The sequence below is a fragment of the Bifidobacterium sp. ESL0728 genome (assembly GCF_029392015.1).
Lineage (GTDB): Bacteria > Actinomycetota > Actinomycetes > Actinomycetales > Bifidobacteriaceae > Bifidobacterium.
In genome coordinates this window covers 237,617-260,534 of the sequence record NZ_CP113925.1, presented here as the reverse complement: position 1 = coordinate 260,534, position 22,918 = coordinate 237,617, and the positions used below count along the sequence as shown (strand labels likewise).

Annotated in this window: 14 protein-coding genes and 1 pseudogene; 7 read left to right on the top strand and 8 right to left on the bottom strand. The window is 54.2% G+C overall.

Going from position 1 to position 22,918, the window contains the following annotated elements; genetic code table 11:
• The 6 genes from OZX67_RS00770 to OZX67_RS00745 all read right to left on the bottom strand — a co-directional run bounded on the left by OZX67_RS00770 (position 1) and on the right by OZX67_RS00745 (position 9,017).
• A complete protein-coding gene (locus OZX67_RS00770) occupies positions 1 to 1,701 on the bottom strand; it encodes a glycoside hydrolase family 3 N-terminal domain-containing protein (protein WP_277143235.1) in 1,701 nt (566 codons plus the stop codon).
• Positions 1,702 to 1,782: 81 nt separating this feature from the next.
• Positions 1,783 to 3,828, bottom strand: a complete 2,046-nt coding sequence (yicI, locus tag OZX67_RS00765) for an alpha-xylosidase (RefSeq protein ID WP_277143233.1) — start codon at positions 3,826 to 3,828, stop codon at positions 1,783 to 1,785.
• Positions 3,829 to 3,978: 150 nt separating this feature from the next.
• Entirely contained in the window at positions 3,979 to 4,890 is a 912-nt protein-coding gene (locus OZX67_RS00760) for a carbohydrate ABC transporter permease (protein WP_277143231.1), read from the bottom strand.
• A 13-nt stretch (positions 4,891 to 4,903) separates the two neighbouring features.
• Complete coding sequence (locus OZX67_RS00755; protein ID WP_277143229.1) at positions 4,904 to 5,815, bottom strand: sugar ABC transporter permease; 912 nt, start codon at positions 5,813 to 5,815, stop codon at positions 4,904 to 4,906.
• 46 nt (positions 5,816 to 5,861) lie between these two features.
• On the bottom strand, positions 5,862 to 7,154 hold the full coding sequence (locus OZX67_RS00750; protein WP_277143227.1) for an extracellular solute-binding protein: 1,293 nt from the start codon (positions 7,152 to 7,154) through the stop codon (positions 5,862 to 5,864).
• Positions 7,155 to 7,538: 384 nt separating this feature from the next.
• Positions 7,539 to 9,017 carry a hypothetical protein gene (locus tag OZX67_RS00745; RefSeq protein ID WP_277143225.1) on the bottom strand — a complete coding sequence of 493 codons (1,479 nt, stop codon included), beginning with the start codon at positions 9,015 to 9,017 and terminating at the stop codon, positions 7,539 to 7,541.
• A gap of 286 nt (positions 9,018 to 9,303) precedes the next feature.
• On the opposite strand from OZX67_RS00745, the gene OZX67_RS00740 reads away from it, so the two are divergent.
• Both OZX67_RS00740 and OZX67_RS00735 read left to right on the top strand, forming a co-directional pair.
• On the top strand, positions 9,304 to 10,095 hold the full coding sequence (locus tag OZX67_RS00740; RefSeq protein WP_277143223.1) for an IclR family transcriptional regulator: 792 nt from the start codon (positions 9,304 to 9,306) through the stop codon (positions 10,093 to 10,095).
• A 102-nt stretch (positions 10,096 to 10,197) separates the two neighbouring features.
• Positions 10,198 to 11,463 (top strand): annotated as a pseudogene (locus OZX67_RS00735) (ribonucleotide-diphosphate reductase subunit beta).
• A gap of 32 nt (positions 11,464 to 11,495) precedes the next feature.
• Here OZX67_RS00735 and OZX67_RS00730 read toward each other — a convergent pair.
• Both OZX67_RS00730 and OZX67_RS00725 read right to left on the bottom strand, forming a co-directional pair.
• A complete protein-coding gene (locus OZX67_RS00730; RefSeq protein WP_277143221.1) occupies positions 11,496 to 12,812 on the bottom strand; it encodes an ATP-binding protein in 1,317 nt (438 codons plus the stop codon).
• 181 nt (positions 12,813 to 12,993) lie between these two features.
• Positions 12,994 to 14,490 (bottom strand): putative ABC transporter permease, encoded by a 1,497-nt coding sequence (locus OZX67_RS00725; protein ID WP_277143219.1) that lies wholly within the window; start codon positions 14,488 to 14,490, stop codon positions 12,994 to 12,996.
• A 305-nt stretch (positions 14,491 to 14,795) separates the two neighbouring features.
• Here OZX67_RS00725 and OZX67_RS00720 point away from each other — a divergent pair, with 305 nt between their 5' ends.
• The 5 genes from OZX67_RS00720 (at position 14,796) to OZX67_RS00700 (ending at position 22,864) form a co-directional block, all read left to right on the top strand.
• Complete coding sequence (locus tag OZX67_RS00720; RefSeq protein ID WP_277143217.1) at positions 14,796 to 16,487, top strand: BspA family leucine-rich repeat surface protein; 1,692 nt, start codon at positions 14,796 to 14,798, stop codon at positions 16,485 to 16,487.
• A gap of 267 nt (positions 16,488 to 16,754) precedes the next feature.
• Positions 16,755 to 17,069, top strand: a complete 315-nt coding sequence (locus OZX67_RS00715; protein WP_277143214.1) for a toxin — start codon at positions 16,755 to 16,757, stop codon at positions 17,067 to 17,069.
• Positions 17,066 to 17,434: a hypothetical protein gene (locus OZX67_RS00710; protein WP_277143213.1), complete on the top strand. Its 369-nt coding sequence runs from the start codon at positions 17,066 to 17,068 to the stop codon at positions 17,432 to 17,434. Before OZX67_RS00715 ends, OZX67_RS00710 begins: the two co-directional genes overlap by 4 nt.
• A 178-nt stretch (positions 17,435 to 17,612) precedes the next feature.
• Positions 17,613 to 20,219: a YhgE/Pip domain-containing protein gene (locus tag OZX67_RS00705; RefSeq protein WP_277143211.1), complete on the top strand. Its 2,607-nt coding sequence runs from the start codon at positions 17,613 to 17,615 to the stop codon at positions 20,217 to 20,219.
• Positions 20,220 to 20,224: 5 nt separating this feature from the next.
• Positions 20,225 to 22,864: a YhgE/Pip domain-containing protein gene (locus tag OZX67_RS00700; RefSeq protein ID WP_277143209.1), complete on the top strand. Its 2,640-nt coding sequence runs from the start codon at positions 20,225 to 20,227 to the stop codon at positions 22,862 to 22,864.
• Positions 22,865 to 22,918 lie beyond the last annotated feature (54 nt).

Genomic DNA, 22,918 nt, shown 5'->3' with positions numbered 1-22,918 from the left:
TTACAAATGAGTCTCCGGATGCCCGCAGAACGGATCGACAGGGCTCTTGCCCACGAATTCCTCCTGACCTGTCATTTTGCGTATGACCGCGTCGATGGTGACATCATTGCCGGTATAGGCGTTGATATACGTCGAAACGGAGGGAATATCAAACAGATGGTAGGGATTGCAGGTCGAGACGAAAACCGTGGGAATGCTGCGCATAAACCAAGGCGCATCGGCAGCCATCAGATGTATCCAATCGAGTCGGGTGGTCGTCTGGTTGCTTGCGGTTTCGACATTGGCGACATAAAAAGCCAAATCGAATTTCGCTTTTTCCTCCTTCAGGCCGCCTTCAAAAACCTCATGGAAATCAAGATGTTCCCGGTCGAAAACAGTAACTTTGAAGCCCTCTGCCTCCAACTTCGCCTTGAATTTGTCGGTAACCGAACCGCCTTCCTTGAAACCTCCATCACTGACATCACCCAGCACGACCAAGCGTATGCGCGGGTATTTTGCCGGAGTAATCGGCAGGATACCGTCCCGGTCCTTGACCAACGTAACCGATTCCGTCGCGACCTCGGCCGAGAGCCGCTTATGCTCATCAAGCTTCAGATCTATCCGCGAAGAAGCAGGATTCAGAAGGCTGCCATCGCCGCCCATAACACCTTGCGATACTTTGGTCGCGACGATACGGGTGACGGCCTCGTCCACACGAGCCATATCAAGAGTGCCATCGGCAATCGCATCCTTGATATAGCAGTAATCCTCATCGATGTTCTTGTTGAAGAGAATCATGTCATTGCCGGCGTTGATGGTGGCCGGCAACGCCTGCGGACGCGGAAGCGCCGTGTTATAGCCGATCATCGGAGTGGCATCGGTAATCACCAAACCATTGAAGCCAAGAACTTTGCGCAACAACCCATCCACAAGCAGCTTGGAGGTACTGGCCGGGCGAAGGTCCTTGTCTTCGATGCCTTCGCAAAGACGACGCTCCCAAGCCGGTTGCATGATATGCGCGACCATGATGACAGACAGATTCCGCTCGATAAGGTGACGGTATATCCGCCCGTAGGACTCCATCCATTCGTCGGTCGACAACGAATTGATCGAACTCAACAAATGCTGATCACGTTCATCGACACCATCACCCGGAAAATGCTTCGCCACCGGAATGACATTGTTGGCTTTGAGGCCTTCAATCTGTGCGTCCGACATCGCAATGACGGTATTGATATCGCTGCCGAACGTACGCGAATTCATGATCGGATTATGGAAATTGAGATCGAGATCCACAATCGGCGAGAACGACATATTACCGCCGACCTGATGTGCCTCATATCCGGAGACATCCCCAAGCTCATGAGCCTTTTCGGGATCGCCTGTGGCCGCGACCTGCATGGGCCGAGCGAACCACGTTCCTTCAGACACTAGCCCGTTGCCACCGGACTCCAGGTTGGCGGCAACAAACAGCGGAATGGCGCTTTCATTCTGACATGCAGAAATCTCATGTTGCAATTTAACGGCTCTATCAGGCCGATACATGATTCCGCCCGGCTGATATTTCGCGATGAATCCCTTCAAATCAACAAGGTCTTCGTCCTGACCGATAACAAAAAACAATTGACCGATTTTTTGGTCGACTCCCATATTGGCGACCGTACGTTCCACGAAGCGGATCTGCTGCGGCGTCAGAGCGTACGGTTCCTTCGTCAAATCCATTTGGATGACATGCCTCCTAAAACGAAGCTCCTCGATACCATTTTTCTGCGGAGCTACCGAGAAACCCAAGTCCCAGCCTGCTTATTTCTGTGTTCCCAACGGGTCACAGCCAGGACGCACCAACACCGGCAAGGTGTGGTAATCGTAGATTTGGGTGTACCAGCGGCCGGGTTCATACGTTTCACCGGTGAGCAGGTTCTTCCATGCCTCACCAGCATGTTCGCCGCCTGCATCCGGAACGTAGAAACGAGCGTCGCCTTTTTCGGAGAAAATCGGAGCAACCAGAATGTCGTCACCCAACATGTATTGCGTGTCGATATCCTCACACGTGGGGTCATCCTGGAATTCCAGCACCATCGAACGCATCATCGGCACACCGGTTTCATGCGTTTCATGCGACATCTTCACCAGATAGGGCACCAGCTTCTGCTTGAGCTTGGTGAATTCGCGCGACACCTCGACCGCTTCGTCGCCGTAAAGCCACGGCACCTTGTATTCCCTCGAACCGTGATAACGCGAATGTGAGGAAAGCAGACCGAATTGGGTCCAACGCTTATAGAGATCGGGCGTAGGCTTGTCCTCAAAGCCAGCGATGTCATGGCTCCAATAGCCGAAACCGGACATGCCGAACGAAAGGCCGGCACGTAACGATTCGGCCATCGACGGATAATTCGAGGAGCAGTCACCGCCCCAGTGCACGGGATAGCATTGGCCTCCCACCGTGGCAGCGCGGGCAAAGAGGACTGCCTCATCCGCTCCTTTGACATCGGCGGTCAAATCGTAGACAGCCTTGTTGTAGAGCTGCGCATAATAATTGTGCATCAGTACGGGATCGGAACCATCATAATAGACGACTCCCTTGGTAGGGATGCGTTCGCCGAAATCGGTTTTGAAGCAATCCACCCCCTGCTCCATCAAATGCCGCAGCTTATCCTGATACCACTTGGTGGCGGCGGGGTTGGTGAAATCAACAATCGCCATGCCGGCCTGCCACTTGTCCCATTGCCAGACCTGACCATTTTCACGCTTGATGAAATAGCCGGCCTTGGCGCCTTCGTCGAACAACGGTGATTTCTGCGCGATATACGGATTGATCCACACGCAGACCTTGATTCCACGGTCGTGGATTTTTTTCAGCAGCCCGACAGGATCCGGGAACTTGTCCGCATCCCAATCGAAATTGCACCATTCGAGTTCCCTCATCCACCGGCAGTCAAAATGGAAGACGCTCAGAGGAATATCGCGTTCGGCCATGCCATCAACGAACTTCATCACCGTTTTCTCGTCATAATCGGTGGCGAAGGAAGTGGAAAGCCACAGCCCGTAACTCCATTCCGGAACCAACGGCGCCTTGCCGGTCAAGTCGGTATAGGTGTTGAGGATGTCTTTCATCGACGACCCGCCGATGACCGAATACGTCATCTCTTGGCCTTCTAAGGTGAAGCGGACGCGGGAAACTTTCTCCGAACCGATTTCGAAACTCACTTTGCCGGGACTATCAACAAAAAGCCCATAGTTGCGGTTGCTCATATAGAACGGCACATTCTTATATGCCTGCTCGCTGCCCGTTCCTCCGTCGCAGTTCCAGATTTCGACGCTCTGCCCGTTCTTTACGAAATTGGTGAAACGTTCACCCAAGCCATAAATCTTCTCGCCTACGCCAAGGTCCATCTCCTCGTTGATGTACGACTCGCCATTCGGGTCGACGACCAAGGCCTTCGCACGCCAACCGGACCTCGCTATTTCCTTGCCATCAAACGAATAGCGGAAATCAATGATCGCACCTTTGGCGATACGCAATGAAGTCCGTCCGGAAGTGAACGTCCATGCCTCTTCGGTTTCTTCGATATCGACGGCCGGGTCGCTCTCGTTAAGCGCAAACTTCGGGCAATGACTACGGTCCGTCTTGTAATTGAACAAACGTGTGGTGATGATATTCGGACGCGGACTGGTGACCTCAATAGTGAGCACCCCACCGTCCAACGTCTGTCCGGCATTGGAAATCATGCTGCCGAACGGGCAATATAAAGTCAGCTTTTTCTCTTCGGTCTTCGCTTCGAATACATTTGCGGCGTACTTGACATTGTAGCCATCGCGAACCAGCCATCCGCCATTCAAGAACTTCATAATAACTTCCCTCGTTTTTTATAACGTTTACGTTTAATATCGTTGGCACATGCCTTTCGGCAAACATGCAGGCACTGGTAAGACAGGGCGTGGCCGAATTTTTCGGATACTTGAAAATCGCCCCGTCTTGCCGTTACGGATTTCTATCGTCTACTTGATGCCTGTCATGCTCACACCCTGGATGAAGTAGCGCTGCAGGAAGACGAACAGCAGCAGAATCGGGGCAATCACCAGAACCGCTCCCGCAAGGAGCAGACTGTAGTTGTTCGCATTCTGGCCGGTCGTATAAAGCGACAACGCCACCGGAAGGGTGTATTTATCCATGCTCTGCACCGCTACCAATGGCCACAGGAAGTTGTTCCAGGAACCGAGGAAGGTCAGGATGCACAGCGTTGCCAAGGCGGGCCCGCACTCGGGCATGACAATCTGGAAGAAGATGCGCAGCTCGCCCGCGCCATCCACTTTTGCGGCTTCCAATACCGCATCGGGGACGCCATCGATGAACTGTTTCATCAGGAAGACACCCATGGGCTGCGCAAGGAACGGCAATATCAAGGCTGCATATGTGTCAACCAGATGCACGTCGGAAATCAGCACGAACATCGGCACGAAGGTGGCCACAGAGGGGATCATCAAGGTCACCATCACACATCCGAAGACGATTTTCTTTCCTTTGAATCTGATCTTGGAAAGCGCATAGCCGACCATAGAGCAGAACACAACATTACCGACCACAACCAGCACCGAAACGACAAAACTGTTGGTGAAGAAGCGCCAGAAATGCAGCTGGCTGAACCACTGCTGGAAATTGACGAAGGTCGGTGCTTTCGGCAGAAATTGGGGATGCGGCCCGATAATTTCACGTTGTGTCTTAACCGATCCCAGAACCATCCATATGAACGGGAAAATCCAAACGACCCCCACGAACGCCAGCACCACATACACGATGCCATGCGAACGGACGAAACGCTGCCACAACGGGAGCTTGTTATCCGGCACCACAGAGACCTGCCCGGATCGGGAAGTAGCGATTGCCGACGTTGCTTTTGTAAAGTTACTCATTTGCCTACCCCAATCAGTCTTCACGCATGATGCGGAACTGCAGCATGCTTACCAGTGCGATGATGATGAACAATATCCAGCTGGCTGCGGATGACAATCCGTACTTGCCGAAACCGAACTGCCGGAAGACGTAATATGATGCCGAAAGCGTGGCGTCAAGCGGTCCGCCTTGGGTCATGACGTAGGATTCGTCGAAGAACTGGAGATAGGAGACGGAAACCATCACCGCACCGACGAGGATGGTCGGCTTGAGCAGTGGCAACATCACATGGATGAAACGCTTCCAGGCGTTGCAGCCATCGAGGGAGGCCGCTTCCATCAGCTCTTGGTCGATGCCCTGTAGACCGGCGATGAAAATGATCATGAGAGTGCCCATATTGCGCCATGTCGTCATGACGATCAATGAGGGCAACGCGGTACTCGTGTTATTCAGCCAATCAGGCCCCTGAATGCCGACGAGCGCAAGCATTGAATTGAGCAGACCGTTCTTCTGCAGGATATAACGCCAAACCACTGCAACAGCAACGGTACTGGCGACCACAGGAGCGTAGAAAAGCGCCCTGAAGAACGAATTGACATGTTGGAGACCTTTGTTCAGTGCCACAGCCAAAGCCATGGCGATGATCATCGTCAACGGCAATCCGATGACGACGAACACGCCCGTCACCCAAATGGAATGCAGGAACTGTTTGTCCTTGAACAAGGTTATGTACTGGCTCAAACCTACGAAATTCACATCGAATGGAGTTCGTAGATCACGGGCCGTAATGTCGGTCAGAGACATATACAGCGATGTCAGTAATGGAATAAACATGAATACCGCGAATATAATCACGAACGGCATCGAAAACAGCCATCCGGTCAATGTCCGACGGCGGCGGAGGCTTTTTGTCGAATCCTCCGCACTGGTCTTGCGACGTGCCATCTAAGACTCCTTACCCTACTCTCATTGCATTGTCGAAAGGAATCGACTACTTGCCCATTCCGATTGAATCGGCCTTGCTCTGCATATCCTTCAGAGCGTCATCAACCGACATGGTATTTTTGTAAATTTTCTCGACGTCCTCGGAACCCGTGATGGAAATCTGCTCCCACTCAGTTACGGTCGGATTGGGAACGCCGGTCTTCAACTGTTCACCGAAGGGCGCAAGCTTCTTGTCGTTGGCGAGCTTGGGATCCTTCCAAGCAGACTGAGCCGACGGCAAATCGGTCGAGAGTTCATACCACTTGACCTGGTTCTTGGCCTTGCTGGCCCACTTGATGAACTTCCAGGCGGCGGTTTGGTTCTTGGAGCTCTTCATCGTCGCCAGCGCGGAACCACTCAGGCTGGAAACCGAAAGACCGGAATTCTTGTCCTTCTTCGGGATGGGGGCCGTTGTGAATTTGTCGCTGAAGCCAGGTCCACCAAGCTCATTGAGCTGGCCGATGCCGCTCGGCACATTGAATTCCATCGGGGTCTTGCCTGAAACAAAGTTCGCGAAGTCAGCACCGAACGTGGTATCGGCCTCGGGGTCGGCGATCTTGTCAGTGAAGAACCCCTTGATGTATTCGAAGGATTCCTTCATCTTCTTGTTGTCGATGGTCCACTTCTTACCATCAGTAAGCCTGGCGCCGTTGCTGTAATAGATCGGAGATACATTGGAGAAGGCGGCATCCGTCTTAGGCATGATGAACATTCCATATTGCACGCCGTTGACCTTCTGCATGTCCGCAGCCATCTTCTTCAACTCAGCCCAAGTCTGCGGGGCATGGTCCCAGCCCGCCTGCTTGGCGATATCGGTGCGGTAATAGAGCACACGGGTATCGGAATACCACGGTACAGCTACTTGTTTGCCACCAACCTTGACGGTGCTGAGCGCGGCACTAGAGAAATCCGAATTATCGAAATTGGAGGGGACTTGAGCCAAGCCGGTCGAGAAATCGGCCATCCATTCGCCCATAATCTGCGAAATATCGGGTCCGTTGCCTGCAGCAATGGCGGTCTGGACCTTTTCATGCGCAGACGACCATGGGATGGCGGTGACCTTTACCTTGACATCAGGGTTTTCCTTCTCAAATCCCTTGACATACTGGCTTAGTTTCTCGCCTTCCTGCCCCATCGCCCAGATGGTCAGGTTGCCAGTGGCGGGCTTGTTGTCCATCGCCGCCGACGAACCACTGTCTTTGGCCGAACCACTGTCGGTCTTACGGCCGCAGGCAGACAACGAAAGCAGCGTGAGGACGCTGAGTCCTGCCGCAATCGTTCGTTTTATTGATTTCTTCATGTTGATTCTCCTTTGATTTCAATACATCCGATCCAGACACGATCGATGTGTCGGGATTTGTTGAAAACTTTTGCAATTGCAATCAGTCCAAAACGCAATAGAACATTCGACTTTGAAAAACTGGTAAAGCCGCAATCCGCCAAAACGGAAGTCACTTAACGATCCGATTCGACGAGCACTGGGCTAAGCCGACTCGTCTATCTATCGCGCCAGGACTATCGTTATGAAATACCTCCTTATATTTTTTGCAAGTTTGCTCAAACCGGTTTATTTGCGTATCGCGTTCCAGCGGCTTGAAGGCCTTCACCAATCAGAAAAATGTCTTCACAGGAATTAGGAAAACTCTCGATAGTCGCGGAACCATACGGCAATCGGCAAAAACAATCAGCGTCGGCTCTTGAAGCAGTTGTCGATAACGACAAAAGCACAGGATTGCGGTGGCATATCGAACGTAAGTTTGCCCGAGGAGACAGTCACCTGCTCATTTTGCAATTCGGAAGCAGCACGGAGTTCCTTGACCTGACGGCTATCCGGATATTCGGGCTTACCCATTGCCTTCCACTGTTTTTTGGCGTTGGCATGGTCGTCATCGATACGCTCAAGGCAGCCTGCCGTATTATCGGCCCCAATGCAAGCCGGCAGCTGGACCGAGATGGTCTGCGTGTCGATGGTTTTGCCGGGAATATTGTGATTGTAGGCCACAAGCTGTAAGTCGTCGCCGTCACGGACCGCCAGAAGCTCGACTGTGGAATCCGGCTGGGAGCTTGTCACTTCGATACGCTGCGTGCCAAGCTGATGAAATATCTCGAAAATCCGATAGGCCGGCTTTTCGATGCCCTGGTACGTTTGCAGGCCAAAACCGTCATGGAAGACGCCCGGGGTCTGGGAAAACTCTTCGAAAATATCAGAGACGCACCAATAGGAATAACCTTCGACCAAACCGCTGTTATCGACCAAGGTCTTAGCGACAAAAGCTGCGGCATACGGGTCATCGTGCATTACAGACGAATTCCATTCAGTGTAGTACAAAGGATAGTTCTTGGCCTCTTGCCGCGCCCTCAACGCCATGTCGCGGAGGACCCCGCGATGGTAATCGCTCGCCTCAGAGCCCCCGTTTTTGAAGAACTCCGAGATATCGACGCCACCCTTCCACAACGGGTCATCGGCGGGATAGTGATGGGTAGAGATGAAATCCAACGGCACTTCATTGGTCTCGCAAAAATCCACCATGTCGGGAATCCACGAATTGAACGACGTCGCCGGCCCGCCGACGCGCAGCTTGTCATCAACGCGTTTCAATGCACGGGCCGTTATTTCATAAAGATGGAAATAATCTTGTTTGCTTCCGGCAAAGAAGAGGGCGAGATTCGGCTCATTCCAGACTTCAAAGAACCATGACTCCACCTCCGCCTCGCCGTAACGATCGAGCAGATGGAGCGCGAATCGCTCAATCAATTCCGCCCAGAGACTCTCGTCTTTGGGCAAAGTGACATTGCCGCGGTAAGCCCCGAAAGTCCTATCACCGGAAGCCAAGCAGCTGGGCATAAAACCAAGCTCAAAGAACGGCTTCATACCGATGCTTAAAAGGAAGTCAACGATGTTGTCGACGTTGACGAAATTGTAAACAATACCTTGCGAATTGCCGTCGAAATCCACATTTTCATAACAGACGCTCATATCGTCATCAAACAGACCATGGAACCGCACATATTTGAAGCCAAGTTCGTCGTGCGCCTTGCGGACCTGCGCTCTCCAATCCTCACGCAATGCCGTATACGCATGGCAGCTGCCAACGCAGGTTTCCCAATAATGCGGGAAATCCTCTGCCCGTGATTGGACAGTGAAGTTAACCATTCCCTTCATATGACATCACTCCCTCTAGCTCTCACGCTATGTTCGATGGACTGCTTTCCAATCAGCCGTGATTGTTCGGCCGTCCACGGCAATACGCGTAAACGATTGGTTCAATCGTCTAACAAATTGATGTTATTGTCTTTATATCCCCCGGTTCGGCATTCTCGAGAACCGATTTCCACCCAGTGGAAATAGAAACATATCCCCGAAATGCCTCATTTACAATATAGGTATGGAAGTCTATCAGCCAGAGCCAAAGAAGACAAATTCTCATTCTGACTCATCTCAAAAAGGGATGATAGACCGAATATTCCTCATTCTCGATTGCTTTACATCCGATAATCCACAGCTGAACCTCACACAAATCGCAGCCCGCAGTGGCCTGCCGATAAGCACCACCAGCCGTTTGCTTTCCGGACTTGTCCAGCACGGGGCCGTGGAGCGATGGCGGAATGGCAGCTATACCATCGGAACGCATCTGATCAACCTCGCCCAGACCGCCCATCCGATGCTATACATCCAGGAAACCGCCTCACCCTGCCTCGACAATCTCGAACATGTCACCGGTCTGCATATTCAGCTTGCGGTTTTACAAGGCAACGGCGCACTCATCATCGACAGGCGAGACGGACGGCAACGCCTTCCCGTTTATTACCACGTAGGCGACGTGCTGCCCTTGGTACCTACAGCGGTCGGAAGGGTCCTGCTGGCTTTTGGTCCTCCCACATTGGAATCCTCGGTTCTGGACAGCAATGATTTCGTATGGCCTTCTTACGACATCAAACGCCCTACTCCGGAAAAAGTTCACGATGAACTCGACAAAATACGGCATGACCGTATAGCTTTCTTCGATCCGCCAGACATCCCCGTCAATTCGATAGCAGTCCCGATTTTCGATCGGAGAATGAACGTTGTGGCGGCGATAAGTATTGTCGTCAAGACGGGCACCATTCCGCTGTCGACAAAGCTCATCACACTGCTCAAGGCCACGGCTTCAGAAATAGGGCACAAACTTGCCGGTCCAAAATCAAAACGTATATTGCCGCCTTGGGATGCCGACATAGCAGATATGCCAACGCCAATTTAAAACGGAACGACTGGTAACTTTAGATTCTTTCCAAAAGCGTATACGGGAATGGGAACCGGTATCCTGTAAACGATATCGACTTTTACATATTCTCAAGTATTGATGAGGATTTTCATGACTTTTACCGCGATGGACTGGAATCTTGGTGGCACGAACGCCGATGCTGACCGTGACGCCTTTAACACCATGACCGCGAATCTGTGGACGCCGGAGCAGGTTTCGCTCGTTGACGACACGGACGATATCCGCGGACTCAGCGACGCCGAGCAGACTGCACTGAGCCATATCTTTGCCGAGTTGTCCGCTGTGGAATCGCTGCAAGCGAGCAGCGCGACGAGCGCCTTGAGTGCAGACGCCGGTCGAGATAATGCAGGCACAAGGCAAGCGGTTTTGACTGCCATCGCTTTTGACGAATCGATACACACAAAAGCTTATTCAGCGCTCATTGCGGCATTGGACAGCAACGCGAACAAAGCGGACAATCCCAATGCCGCCTACGGAAATGATTCTCTGTGATCCGCATTCGCTTGGGTGCAACAGAACGAATCGATACAGGAAAAACTGCGGCTGCTCAATGACGCGTATACGACAGCTCCCAATAACGTGGATTCCCTTGGAACTGACCGAGCAGCAGCCGGCTCAAACCAGAGCACAAATATGCCTGCCGATTCAACGAGTGTCTCCTCACCAACGGAGATTGCCACACCGAATCCTTCGGCCTCCGCTTCCGCTACGAACGGCATCCCCGACCTTGGCGTACTCAAGCGACTTGCGGCGGCTGTGCTTGCGGAAGCGTTGACAGTAGAGTCCGGCTTCTACCTGCCGATATGTCTCTCCAGCCGCGGAACGATGGCAAAATCCGCCGATATCATCCGCCTGGTCAACCGCGATATCGTAACCTCCAGCTCATACCTTGGCTCCGTTTACCAACGAGGCCTCGACCAACTCGACAACAATACTCGGGAAACCATGCGCCAGTATGTCTACAACCTGGCCAACAACCTCTATTTCGCCGAAGAGGATTACAGCTATACACTGCCTTACGCCGACCTCGGTCTCGATGACGACATCGAAAAATTCCTGAGCTACAACGCCAACAAAGCCCTCTCTTACCTGGGCTACCCTGCCCTGTTGCCCGCCGAAATCAGCCAGCCGAACCCGGCCGTGACCGACGAACTGAATGATATGGAATCATTAGCATCCGCGCTTAAACCCGCCAGCGTGTTCGGCGGCTCCGGACTCAATTTCGCATCCACCAATTCCACGAGCGCCGCCACCGGAACATCATCTTCTTCAGCCGCAACTTCAACGGGCGCCACCGCCACAAACAAAGCAGAGGAAACCAGCGACGATGACTGGGATTTCTGACCCCGCGCAGCCAACTTCACTCCAGCAACCAATCACTCCAGCAACCAATCGACGGCATTGACAATCTTGATGCCGTCGACAACCCCAAGCCCAACTGTGTCATACGTCAACACCATACGTCGTAGCCCTTCGTTGACGGCCTGGGGCATGAGCTGACGTAGCGGAGCCAATTCCCGCTGACGAGTTTTGTCCTCCAACATGGTCGCCGTAACCTGAAGCGCGAGTTTCGTCTCGCCTTTGGTTGCGATGAAATCCACCTCAATGGCCCCGAGTTTGCCGATACGAACGTCGAATCCCCTGACCCGCAATTCGTTATAGACCGCATTCTCAAGCGCGAAACCCAGATCTCCCGTAGGAAAATCCAAAAGCATGTCGCGAATACCAGAATCGGCGGGATAGTATTTCTCCCCGCCCTGCAGCCAAGTTCCGCCCTTCAGGTCGTAACGTCGCGCCCGCGAGAAGAGAAATGCATCCACCAATCCCTGCACGTAGCGTTCTATCGTACCCCCAGCCGTTTTGCGGTGGGCACTGGCCAGCCGGTGCTCGATGTTCGTGACAGCCACGCTGGAGCCGGTGGTGTCGGCCAAGAAACGCGCGACATCGCCGAAAATCGCCATATTTCTGATCTGAACGTGTTGTACGACGTCCTTCACGACCACGGTGTTATAGATTCCCGAAAGCATCGTTTCGGCTAGCTGCCGGTCATCTCCCTGATCCACAACAGGCGGCAGTCCCCCGAAGCGCAAGTATCGTTCCAGCCCAAGCCGGCTGTCGGAAAGCCCAGCATAGCGCATGAATTCCTTGAACGAAAGCGGGTAGACGTTGATTTCCTCGTAGCGCCCGGAAAGCAGCGTAGCCAGTTGTGAGGAAAGTAGATAGGCGTTCGAACCGGTCAGGTAGACGTCCGCGTCGGCGTCCACGCGCAAGGCGTTGATGGCACGCTCCCAGTGGTCGACCAGTTGCACCTCGTCAAGCAGCACATAGTAATGGCCGGGGTCCTTCATCCGCTTGTGCAGCCACGCGGTCAAGCTGCGGTAATCCGTCACGTCGAAGAACTCGGAGGACTCGAAATTCGCCATCACGATGTTGCTTTGCGGCACACCCTTTTCGCGCAAATACCTAGCAAGCATGATGAGCAGGCTCGATTTCCCGCAACGGCGCATGCCAGAGATGACCTTGATGGCACCGTTGTCCAGGAACTTCGCCAGAGTGGCCAGATAATCCGGGCGCGGTTTCAGTTCTAATGTCGCGTCATCGAACTGTCCGATTCCGCCGGCGGTCGCCTCACCCAGCGTTCCAGCTCCAGAGACCAAGCCATCGCCGTCGTTGATACGTTTATTCTTTGCCATTACGCCACCAACTTTCCCACTTATACCATGAAAAGCATATCAGATAATCAAACTTTTCATAGTATACTTAGAAAAGTTATAAAAATGACGGACTTTTCATAGTATAAATTGAAAAGTCATTAATTTGATGAACTTTCTGTTTATACCATGAAAAGTCAATGAGCCTGAAAACCAAACGGGCTTACGCGCGACCGGACCACTTCGGGTTGATGCTCATCGTCTGGAAACGATGCTGCATCACGGTGTTATCGAAATGTTCGCCGAAGAACTGGGCGACCGGGGATGTCTGCGGCAGGCCGGCGATGCGGCCATACCAGCAATCAAACGCCATCAGCGTCACGGCGATATCGACAAGCATGAATACCAGCATGACCGCAGTGAGCGCATACCGCCACTTCCACGGAATTAGGTTGATGAATTTCAGCAGACGCGGCAACAGCTCACGCAACCAGATCAGGCCCGCCAACCCCCAGAAAACCATGTATTTGCCGCAGGTCTTCCCACCGAAAAGCGGCAGCCAGTCGTTCGAATAGTTCCATGCGATGATGCCGAACGCAATTTGCATGAACCATGCCACAAACGCTTCAAAGCAACCGCCGATAATCGCGCTGGCGAAGAAAATCAGGATGGCATTGGAGTGCCAAAGCCGGTTCAGGCACATGGTGAGTACCACGACGCCGAAGCCGTAAATCGGCGAGAACGGGCCCCAAATCAGCCCCGCACGATCCTGCCATTCGTTGAAAAATATAAGGTGATAGATTTCCTCAACAATGAGACCGCCGACGCAACCGACCACGAAAAGCCAGAACACGTTGAAAACGTTGAGCTCGACGTAACCCTTGCCGCTCGGGTCACGGCCGAGCATGCCGGCGCCTTTGGCCTCGATGTATTCGTCGTGCTCGTCCATGCGCTTGAGTTTGCGCTGCACGGCACGTTCGCCGATCAACGCCGGGTCGAGCCCAATGGCGAGCGCCACCAGAATCGCGATCTGAATGAGGGATAGTCCAACGCCAAGGCCAAGCCCTTGCAATGCCAACGAAAGCATGCCCTGGGCCACGGTCACCGCCATTAGTAAGTACGCCCATTGCGCCGCATGCTTGCGCGTATCGCGCAGTAACATCACACCAAAGACGATCAGTGCGGCGGCGTTGGCGAACGAAACGACGGTCTGAGCGCAGGTCAGCAGGAACGTCAGGTCAAGGGGATCGGCGTGAAGCCGGCCGGTAAAGAATCTATGGACGCCGTCGAAAATCGCGTAACCGACGTATGGCACGCCGACAAGCCCCACCAGCAGAACCAAGACACCATAGATACGGCCGATCACAGTGAGATGTTCAGACGCATGGTTGGCGAGGTTGCGAGAGGCGTCACTGACGCCTTCGGCGGCTCTTGCGGCTGAATGCGCCACTGCGCCTGCGGCAGAGCTCGCTGCCCTGCCGAGTGCGTTTGCCGAGGATTTGGCGGAGTCCGTCGCCCTGTCAAAAGCATTCGTTGAAGATTTCGCGGAGTTGAGCAAAGTCTTGTTGGTGTTGTCAACGCTATCGGCTTTATCTGCTTTACTCGTACGGACTGCTTTATCAGTGTTGCCGACTTTGCTTATTTTGACAGCTTTTCCAGTTAGCAGTTTTTCCGAATTTTCATCATCAGGAGCAGCCCCCATCGTTCCACTCCCCTTCATAGCGCATCTCCGGCAATCCTTTCAAGGGTACCTTGCACCACGGTCGGGTTCAAATCCGATTTGAAAAGAACCGATATAAATTAATCAATATATTATTATTTGTCCCATAAAACCGATACGTTGGAATCGGGGATATTTCATATATCACACCAAAGATGGCGTGACGTCATCGCGCATAACTAAACACACGATCTTTCGGATCGCAAACTACGCAAATAAACAAAAAGCAGAAAAACAAAATCCAAAATTAGACAACAATATAGAAACAACTGACTGTCCGACTAACGAATAATCAGGAAAAATCAATGAAGACACGAAATATAATAGCCACTGCGGCCGCTTCTTTGGCCGCTCTCGCCCTTGCCATAGTGCCGCAAACCGCGATGGCCGGGGAGCCTCATCCATCCGAAAGCATCGAGCAGACATCAGCCGCTCAAGCTTACTGCGATGCCAGCAAACGCTCGTTTGGCACCGACGCCTACTGGCAGTTGAGTTCGGACTGCTCGCAACTGCATCTTGGAACCAGATACGAGGGGCGTATCGGCACCTTGCCCAACACCCGACCGTGGTATTCCGTGAGGTACTCGATCAGACAGGTGACGGTGGATTCGCCCGTCAAGGCGCATACCGACTCCTCTCAGATGTTTTATGACATGCCGTATCTGACCAGCATCGACCTGACCGGCCTCGATACCAGCGACGCAACCAACATGCGAAACATGTTTTATAAGAACCCGTCGCTCGGCAGCATCACTTTGGACGATAAATTCGACACCAGCAAGGTGACCGATATGAGCTATATGTTTGCATCGAATTCCACGCTCAAAAACCTTGACTTAGGGGACAAATTCGACACCTCTGAAGTCACCAACATGAACCACATGTTCGGGGGAATGAAAAGCGTGACATCGATCAATATGGGGCCATCGTTCTCTACCGGCAACGTGATCACCATGGCTTCCATGTTCCAAGGCGACTCTGCGCTCAAAAGGCTCGACCTTTCCGGCTTCGATACCGCCAAAATCAGCGGCGACGACAGAATAGACAATATGCTGGAAGGCTGCACCAACCTGCGTTTCGTTAACGTCGGGGCCAATGCGTCGTTCGGAAGCGCAGCCAACGCACCTTCCAGCAGCTGGAAGAGTCAGGACGGTAATTGGACAGGCGACCCTGCCCTTGGTTTCGGGCAGGATTCACCCAGCACAACTTGGTACGGCAGACCGGAGGTTTCGCTGGGTTTCAATGCCAATGGAGCTCAAGGTGCGGCTCCGGCGACGATGACGCGCGACGCTTGGCCAGGAGATCCCGCCGAATTCGAAATGCCCGGTCAGGGAGAGATGACCAAGAAAGACCATATTTTGGCCGGTTGGGCGCATGACGAAGATGCCGTAGAACCTCACTATCAGACCGGTTCCGTGTTCACTTTGGATAATGACGACGACACCGACAACGACACGACGATGCACGCGGTCTGGCAGCGAAGCAGCCCCGAAGACGGGACCGAACCGGACGAGGACGAGACCGGCGAGACTGGATCAGAACCTGACGAAGGCGGCACCGACACCAGCGAGGGCGAAGCGGGTTCCGGCGAAAGCGAGGCGGATGGCAACGAAGGCGGAACCGACACTGATGAAGGCGAAGTCGAGGTGGAAGAAGGTGAAACCGACGAAGGCGAAACCGAAGAAGGCGAAGGAGAAATCGAGCCAGAGGATGAGGAAACCGAACCGATAGTCGTCGGCCCCGCACTGCCTGAAGCGTCTGGTCACTCGTCGCTGACCAAGCCGGAACACACTACTGCGCCCGCAACCCTCACGCAAAGCCCAGAAGACATAACCGCGGCGTCCGATCAGCAGCAAACAAGTGACGCACAACCGCAAAATGGTCTTGCGAGCACCGGCTCATCCGCCGTCAGCCTCGTCATCGTTACAGTCACTCTTACACTTATCGGATTGGCCATAACCTTGCGCCGCTCTTTAATCCGCCAAGAAACAATGTAAACAAAGCATCTCAATAAAATAATCGCGCACAATGCGGCGGGAATGGGACCAGCGGTTCTGTTTCCGCCGTTTTCATATTCTTTTAAAATGAGTCGATAATCAATCCACCAAGTTTTCCACAATTTCCAAGGCAAAGCAGCCATTTATCCCCTTATGCACATTTGTCTCTTTTTAATTTGTGCGAACGGCCGTCTCTTGATTTGCTGGACCACACCAGCGCCAAACAAAGAAGAACGGTTCTGGAACACGTCAGAAGAGAGGAGTGAGATGATTCCCGAAAGCGATGAAAATGAGCCACAACCACCCGATGGATTTATGTGGTACAATATTAAATTGTTTCCATTAAAATCCGCTTTCAAGCATGGGGTCAGCGAAGAGGACATGTGCTACGCGGTTCGGCACCCTCGTTTCATTACGCCCTTACGCGAAGAACCTTTGAAAGAGCTTTATCTTGGATTCGATACCGTCGGCAGACCGCTGGAGGTGATAGTCGATGACTTGCCACCCGGTAAAGCCATCATCCACGCAATGCCGATGCGCAAGAAGTACATACTCTATTTAGCGAAAGGTGGCAGAAAATGAAAGACGGAGTACTCGATTTCGACGATTTTCCACCCGAAGAAGCAGCGATGCTCCGCGCAGATGTGGAGGAGGCGGAACGCGGCTACACCGAAGAGCAGCTGAACCACTGCAAAATGCGCTACCCAGGCCATCCTCTGTTGACCGCAAGAGCGAATATCAGTCGCCATATCAGCAACATCAAAGCCGATCACCGTCACCCGGGACGGCCGCTCGCCGTAGGGGAAACGCGTGCCGACAGCGTGATTCGCGTCCGGCTTGACAGCGCACGCAAGAACGCGCTCGAGACCTATATGAAGAAAAATCACATCACCAATCTGAGCACCGCCGTCCGGCAGCTGCTTGACATCGCGCTGGCAAGCGAATAATCCTGCCCGCACAATAATTCCACCACCCCAAACCACCAGATATATTCGCTTTGAACAAAAGATTCAGGGCATCAAATATGGTGATACATCAGGGATAATAGTGAATACAAGCAAGGAACCGGCAGGTTAGTCGGACGTTTTGATTCCAACCGACAACACGAGCCTAAAGGAGCCCGCTATGAGCAACGTTTTGGCCATCGTGCGACGCGACATCGTGCGCCTGCTGCGCGTGCCGGCGGCTTGGGTCGTCCTGTTCGGACTTGTCTTTATCCCACCGCTTTACGCGTGGTTCAATATCGCGGGTTTCTGGAACCCATACGGCAATACCAACGGTATCGAAGTAATCGTGGTCAACAACGACCGCGGCACCGATTCCAAGGCCATCGGCAAAATGAACATGGGCGTGCAAATCGTACGCCAGCTCAAAAGCAACAACCAGCTGGGCTGGAAATTCGCCGACCGGTCCGAGGCTATGCAACGCGTGGAATCCGGGGCCAGTTACGCCTCCATTGTCATCCCGGAAGATTTCAGCGACCGCGTCGCCGGCGTGATCGAGGGACACAGCACACGCCCGACGCTGGAATATTACGTCAACGAAAAGGCCAACGCACTGGCAAGCCGGATAACCGATACCGGCGCATCGACGGTCGACAGCCAGGTCAACGAGACTTTCGTTTCCACGGTGAGCAAGGTCGTTTCCGGCGTTGTCAACAAAACCGATTCCGACATCAACACCAAAGCCGACACCGCTACGGCCGATACCCTAGCCGACCTTGACAAAGCGCAACGATCCGTCGCCGACATTCGCAGCAACATCGCCGATTTGACAGCTACATTGAATGGCGTTCCCAACAAGACCAAAGCGGCCCGCGGAACGCTCGACAAAACGCAAAAAGCGGGCACACAAGCCTCCAAGCAGCTCAAGGACGCCGCTGCCGCAATCACGGACACCCAAAACAGCCTCAACGATTTCAGCAACAATGCCGGCGTCACGCTTGACCAGAGCTCGAACCTGCTTTCACAGGCCAGTTCGCAGTCGAACGTCGCCATCAATTCGGTCGCGGCAGGACTCACTAAAGCCAACGGGGACGTGGGTTCCGCACTTTCCACGGCCCAGCAAATCAACACCGATACCGCCAGCCTTATCAGCCGTCTCGAAGCAGCAGGCGTGCCAGGCAGCTCAAGCGCCATCGCCGATCTCAAAACGCAGAACCAGCGTCTCGGCGACTCGATTTCTGCCCTGAACGACCTCAATTCCAGCAAGAACCTCGGTTCGACGGTTTCCAGCACCGTTTCGGCGGCCAACGGCATCAACACGTCCACGCAATCGGCTTTGGGAAACGCTGCGAACGCTCGGAAAACCATTACAACAGGCGCGTTGCCACAGCTTAACAACGGTCTGAACGGCCTTTCGAGCGTCGCCGCGACGTCTTCGGCCAACCTCGCTTCGCAAGGCTCGCTGATCACCCAATCCACACTCGTCCTGAACCAGCTTGACCAGGCCGCCGCCACCGCCGCCAAAGCCCTTGCTGGCACCGACAAAGGTCTGGCGAGCCTGCAAGGCCATCTGTCGACGCTGACCACAGATATTTCCGCGCTTTCCAGTTCCTCGGCGCTTGGCAGCTCGGGAATACTGGCAAAGTCTGTGGGCGGTGACGGCAAGCTTGATGCGGCAAAAATCGCTGATTTCATGCTCTCGCCCACCGTCCTCGACACGAAAGTGGTCTACCCGGTGAGCACCTACGGTTCCGGGATGGCACCGCTGTTCACGAATCTGACGCTGTGGGTCGGTGCGTTCATGCTGGTCGTGCTGATGAAGCTGGAAGTGGACGACGACGAGCTGGAAAGCGAGCCGACACCCGCCCAGCGCTACTGGGGACGTTGGATTCTTTTCGCGCTCATCGCCTCACTGCAGGCCATCGTCACCGTGCTGGGCGAGCTTGTCATCGGCGTGCAATGTCACAATGTGCCGATTTTCATCATTACCGCAATGCTTGCTTCGATGGTCTACGTCAGCATCACCTATGCGCTTTCCGCCACCTTCCTGCACGTCGGCAAAGCGCTGTGTGTGGCCCTGGTCATCATTCAGATTCCCGGATCGTCGGGCATGTATCCCATCGAAATGATGCCGAAATTCTTCCGTGACATGTACCCCTACCTTCCGTTTACCTACTCCATCAACGCGCTGCGCGAGACCATCGCCGGCTTCTACCACGCGGATTGGTTCGTCAACATGGGTCGCCTGATGGTCTTCGCCATTCTGTTCTTCATTCTGGGGCTCGTGGTCAAGCCGCACATGGGCAATCTGCAGCGTTTGGTCGACCGACAGCTCAAGGCCAGTGACATCATTACCAGCGAGCCTGCGTTGCACAAGTCCCATGAATACCGGATTTCACAGGCCCTCAGCATGTTGGCCGACAAAGAGGAATACCGTGCCGGCATCGAGGAACGCGCTCGGAAATTCGCCTTGCTTTACCCCAAGCTCATGCATGGCGCGCTGGCTGTCGGCATTGCCGTCCCGGCAGCCATGGCCATCACGTTCTCGCTGACCACCGGCACCAAGGTCATCGCGCTGGCCGCGTGGGTCATCTGGTTCCTTGCCATCATTATCTTCCTGGTCGTCGTCGAGTCCATCCGCGACAGTCTCGCCAGGCAGGTGCGCCTCGGCAATCTCGAGGATGACGCCGTGCGCACGTTGCTATACGAACGTCAACGGCCGCGCAGGAAGGGGAAACCCAAAAATCCCCGTCCGACGAATGACGCGGAAGGGGGCGAGAAGCAATGAGAACGATGCGGAAACTTTTCACCGGCGACATTCGGCGCATCACCAGCAATATCATCTCGATCATCATTCTGATCGGCCTGGTCGTCATTCCCGCGCTGTTCACCTGGTTCAACGTCACCGCAAGCTGGGACCCCTTCGACAACACCAAAAACCTCAAATTCGCCGTGGCGAGCGTTGACGAGGGCTATTCCAGCGACCTCATGCCGGTGAAAATGAAACTCGGCGACCAGGTCATCGGCCAGCTGCGCGCCAACAGCCAGCTTGACTGGACTTTTACGACCAAAGACAAGGCCATCGAAGGCACCAAGGCCGGAACCTACTACGCGGCGGTCATCATTCCCAAGGATTTCAGCCGCAATATGATGACCTTCTTCTCCTCCGACGCCAAGCACGCCACACTTGAGTATTACACCAATGAGAAGAAGAACGCCGTCGCGCCGAAGGTCACCGGCCAGGGTGCCGATCAGATTTCCAAAGAGGTCAACGAGATGTTCGCGCGCACCATCACCAGCACGGCGCTGAGTGTGGCCAACGGGCTTTCCAAACAGCTCGATTCCTCCGACGCCCGCGAGCGCCTGACCACATTCAACGGCAATATCAACGATCTGGCCAGCCAGCTCAACGATTCCGCGACCAACGTGGACGCCTACGCCAGCCTCATCGATGTGTCCGAAACCCTACTTTCCAGCTCCTCGACCCTGCTCAACAACGCCTCGAACGATGCCGGCAAATCGCTAAAACAGCTCAACAAGGCCGGTGGCAGCGTCAAGAACGTTTCCGGCGCACTCGATACCGCAACTTCCGCACTTTCGCAGGCATTGAACGCCAGCAGCGCAGGCAACGGCGCCATTGCCGCCGACATCGGCAACGCCTTCGACAGCGCCGGCAAATCCTCCGCCGACGTCTCGGCGACGATCCGCAAGCAGGCAGGACTCATCGGCGATCAGGCAGCGCAATATCAGAAAATCCGGGATTCACTTGCATCGATTTCCGGCGTTCCCTCCGACACGCTTACCATCCTCGACAACATCATCACCCAACAGAAGGCCCTGCAAACCGCACTGAACACTTCGGCCAACGACCTCGACGCGAAGACCGGCGATGCAGCAGGGCAGCACGAGCAAATCGTGGGCCTCGCCAACCAATCCAAAACGGCCATCGACGGGCTCAACACCAATCTTTCGAAGACGTTGAAGCCGCAAATCGCCAGCATCACTTCGTCGCTTTCCTCGGTTTCCGGGGCTCTCGGCTCTGGTGGAACCGACCTCAACAACAGTGTGACGGCGCTCAATGCCACCGCCAATCAGGCCAGCAGCAAGCTCAAGCAGGCGCGGGCGACGTTGAGCGACACCTCGACCACCCTTTCCGATGCCAGCGGCAAACTGACCACATTCAGCCAGCAACTTACCGAGGCGCTGAACAGCGGTGACATGGCCAAAGTCAAGAAGCTACTTTCGGGCGACCCCGACAAGCTCGCCGCCACCCTGGCCGCACCCGTCGCGCTCAAACGCAACGCGGTCTTCCCTGTCGAGAATTTCGGCACGTCACTGACCCCGTTCTACACGTTCATCCCGCTCTGGGTCGGTTCGCTTTTGATTGCGCTGACTATCAAAACCAACGTTTCACGTGAAACGCGACGCAAGCTGGGTGAAATTGGCTCGGGAGCCGGTTGGAGCTGGATCCGCAAACGCCGACGGCAGCGGAACCGCAAATCCACAAACCAAGCCAAAGCAACTGGCGACATCACTGCAATCAACAGCGCAAGCACAGCTCCGATCTCGGACATTGTCGCGGGCTCATCTGCCCGAACCGGCAATGACAGCGCTACGGCAAGCACTTCGGCAAGAACGGCCGCCGCTTCGGACTACGAGGATACTCCGGTTTTCGATTCCCCGATTGCCACCACTGGTATCGACGGTACCGCCACACAACGTACGGATTTCTTCAAAGCCAACGCTAATGCTCATCCCGATGCCAACAGCGCCGCTAAAATCATCTCGCCAGATAGCAAATCGGTTCCCGTCGATGATGCTGACAACAACGACACACAACATATAGCTACCGGCGAGACCGCGGCCGAACAATCTGCCCTGCCGGATAACGAATCCGTCCCGATCGACGATGCCGGACGTCTTTTTGACGAACCCAAGCCCTATCAGCTTTTCCTCGGCCGTTTCGGCATCTTCGCCTTCATTTCGCTGCTGCAAAGCACTTTCTCCTGCGCTGGAACCCTGCTGTTCCTGCGGGTTCACGCGGTTCATCCGATGCTGTTCATGCTCGCCGGCTGGGTTTCCGGCCTGGTTTATGCGTTCGTCATTTATACGTTGGTGGCCTGCTTCGGCACCATCGGCAAGGCATTGACGGTCATCGTTTTGGTGATGCAGATTTCCGGGTCTTCCGGCACTTATCCGTTGCAGGTGCTGCCCAAGTTCGTACAGATCATCAACCCGTTCCTGCCCGCAACGCACTCGATACAGGCCGCCCGCGCCGCCATCGCAGGCATCTACCAGGGCGATTTCTGGATTCAGATGGGCATCGTCCTGATTTATGCCGCCGTGATGCTCGTCATCGGCCTGATCATGCCGAAGCCGTCAAAGTTCAACACCTGGTTCTCCGGCCAAATGGAACGCACCAAGCTGATCTAAATCACAACAGACAACGCATCAATCCCAAGTGCACATCCGCAAGCTGCCGGGTCT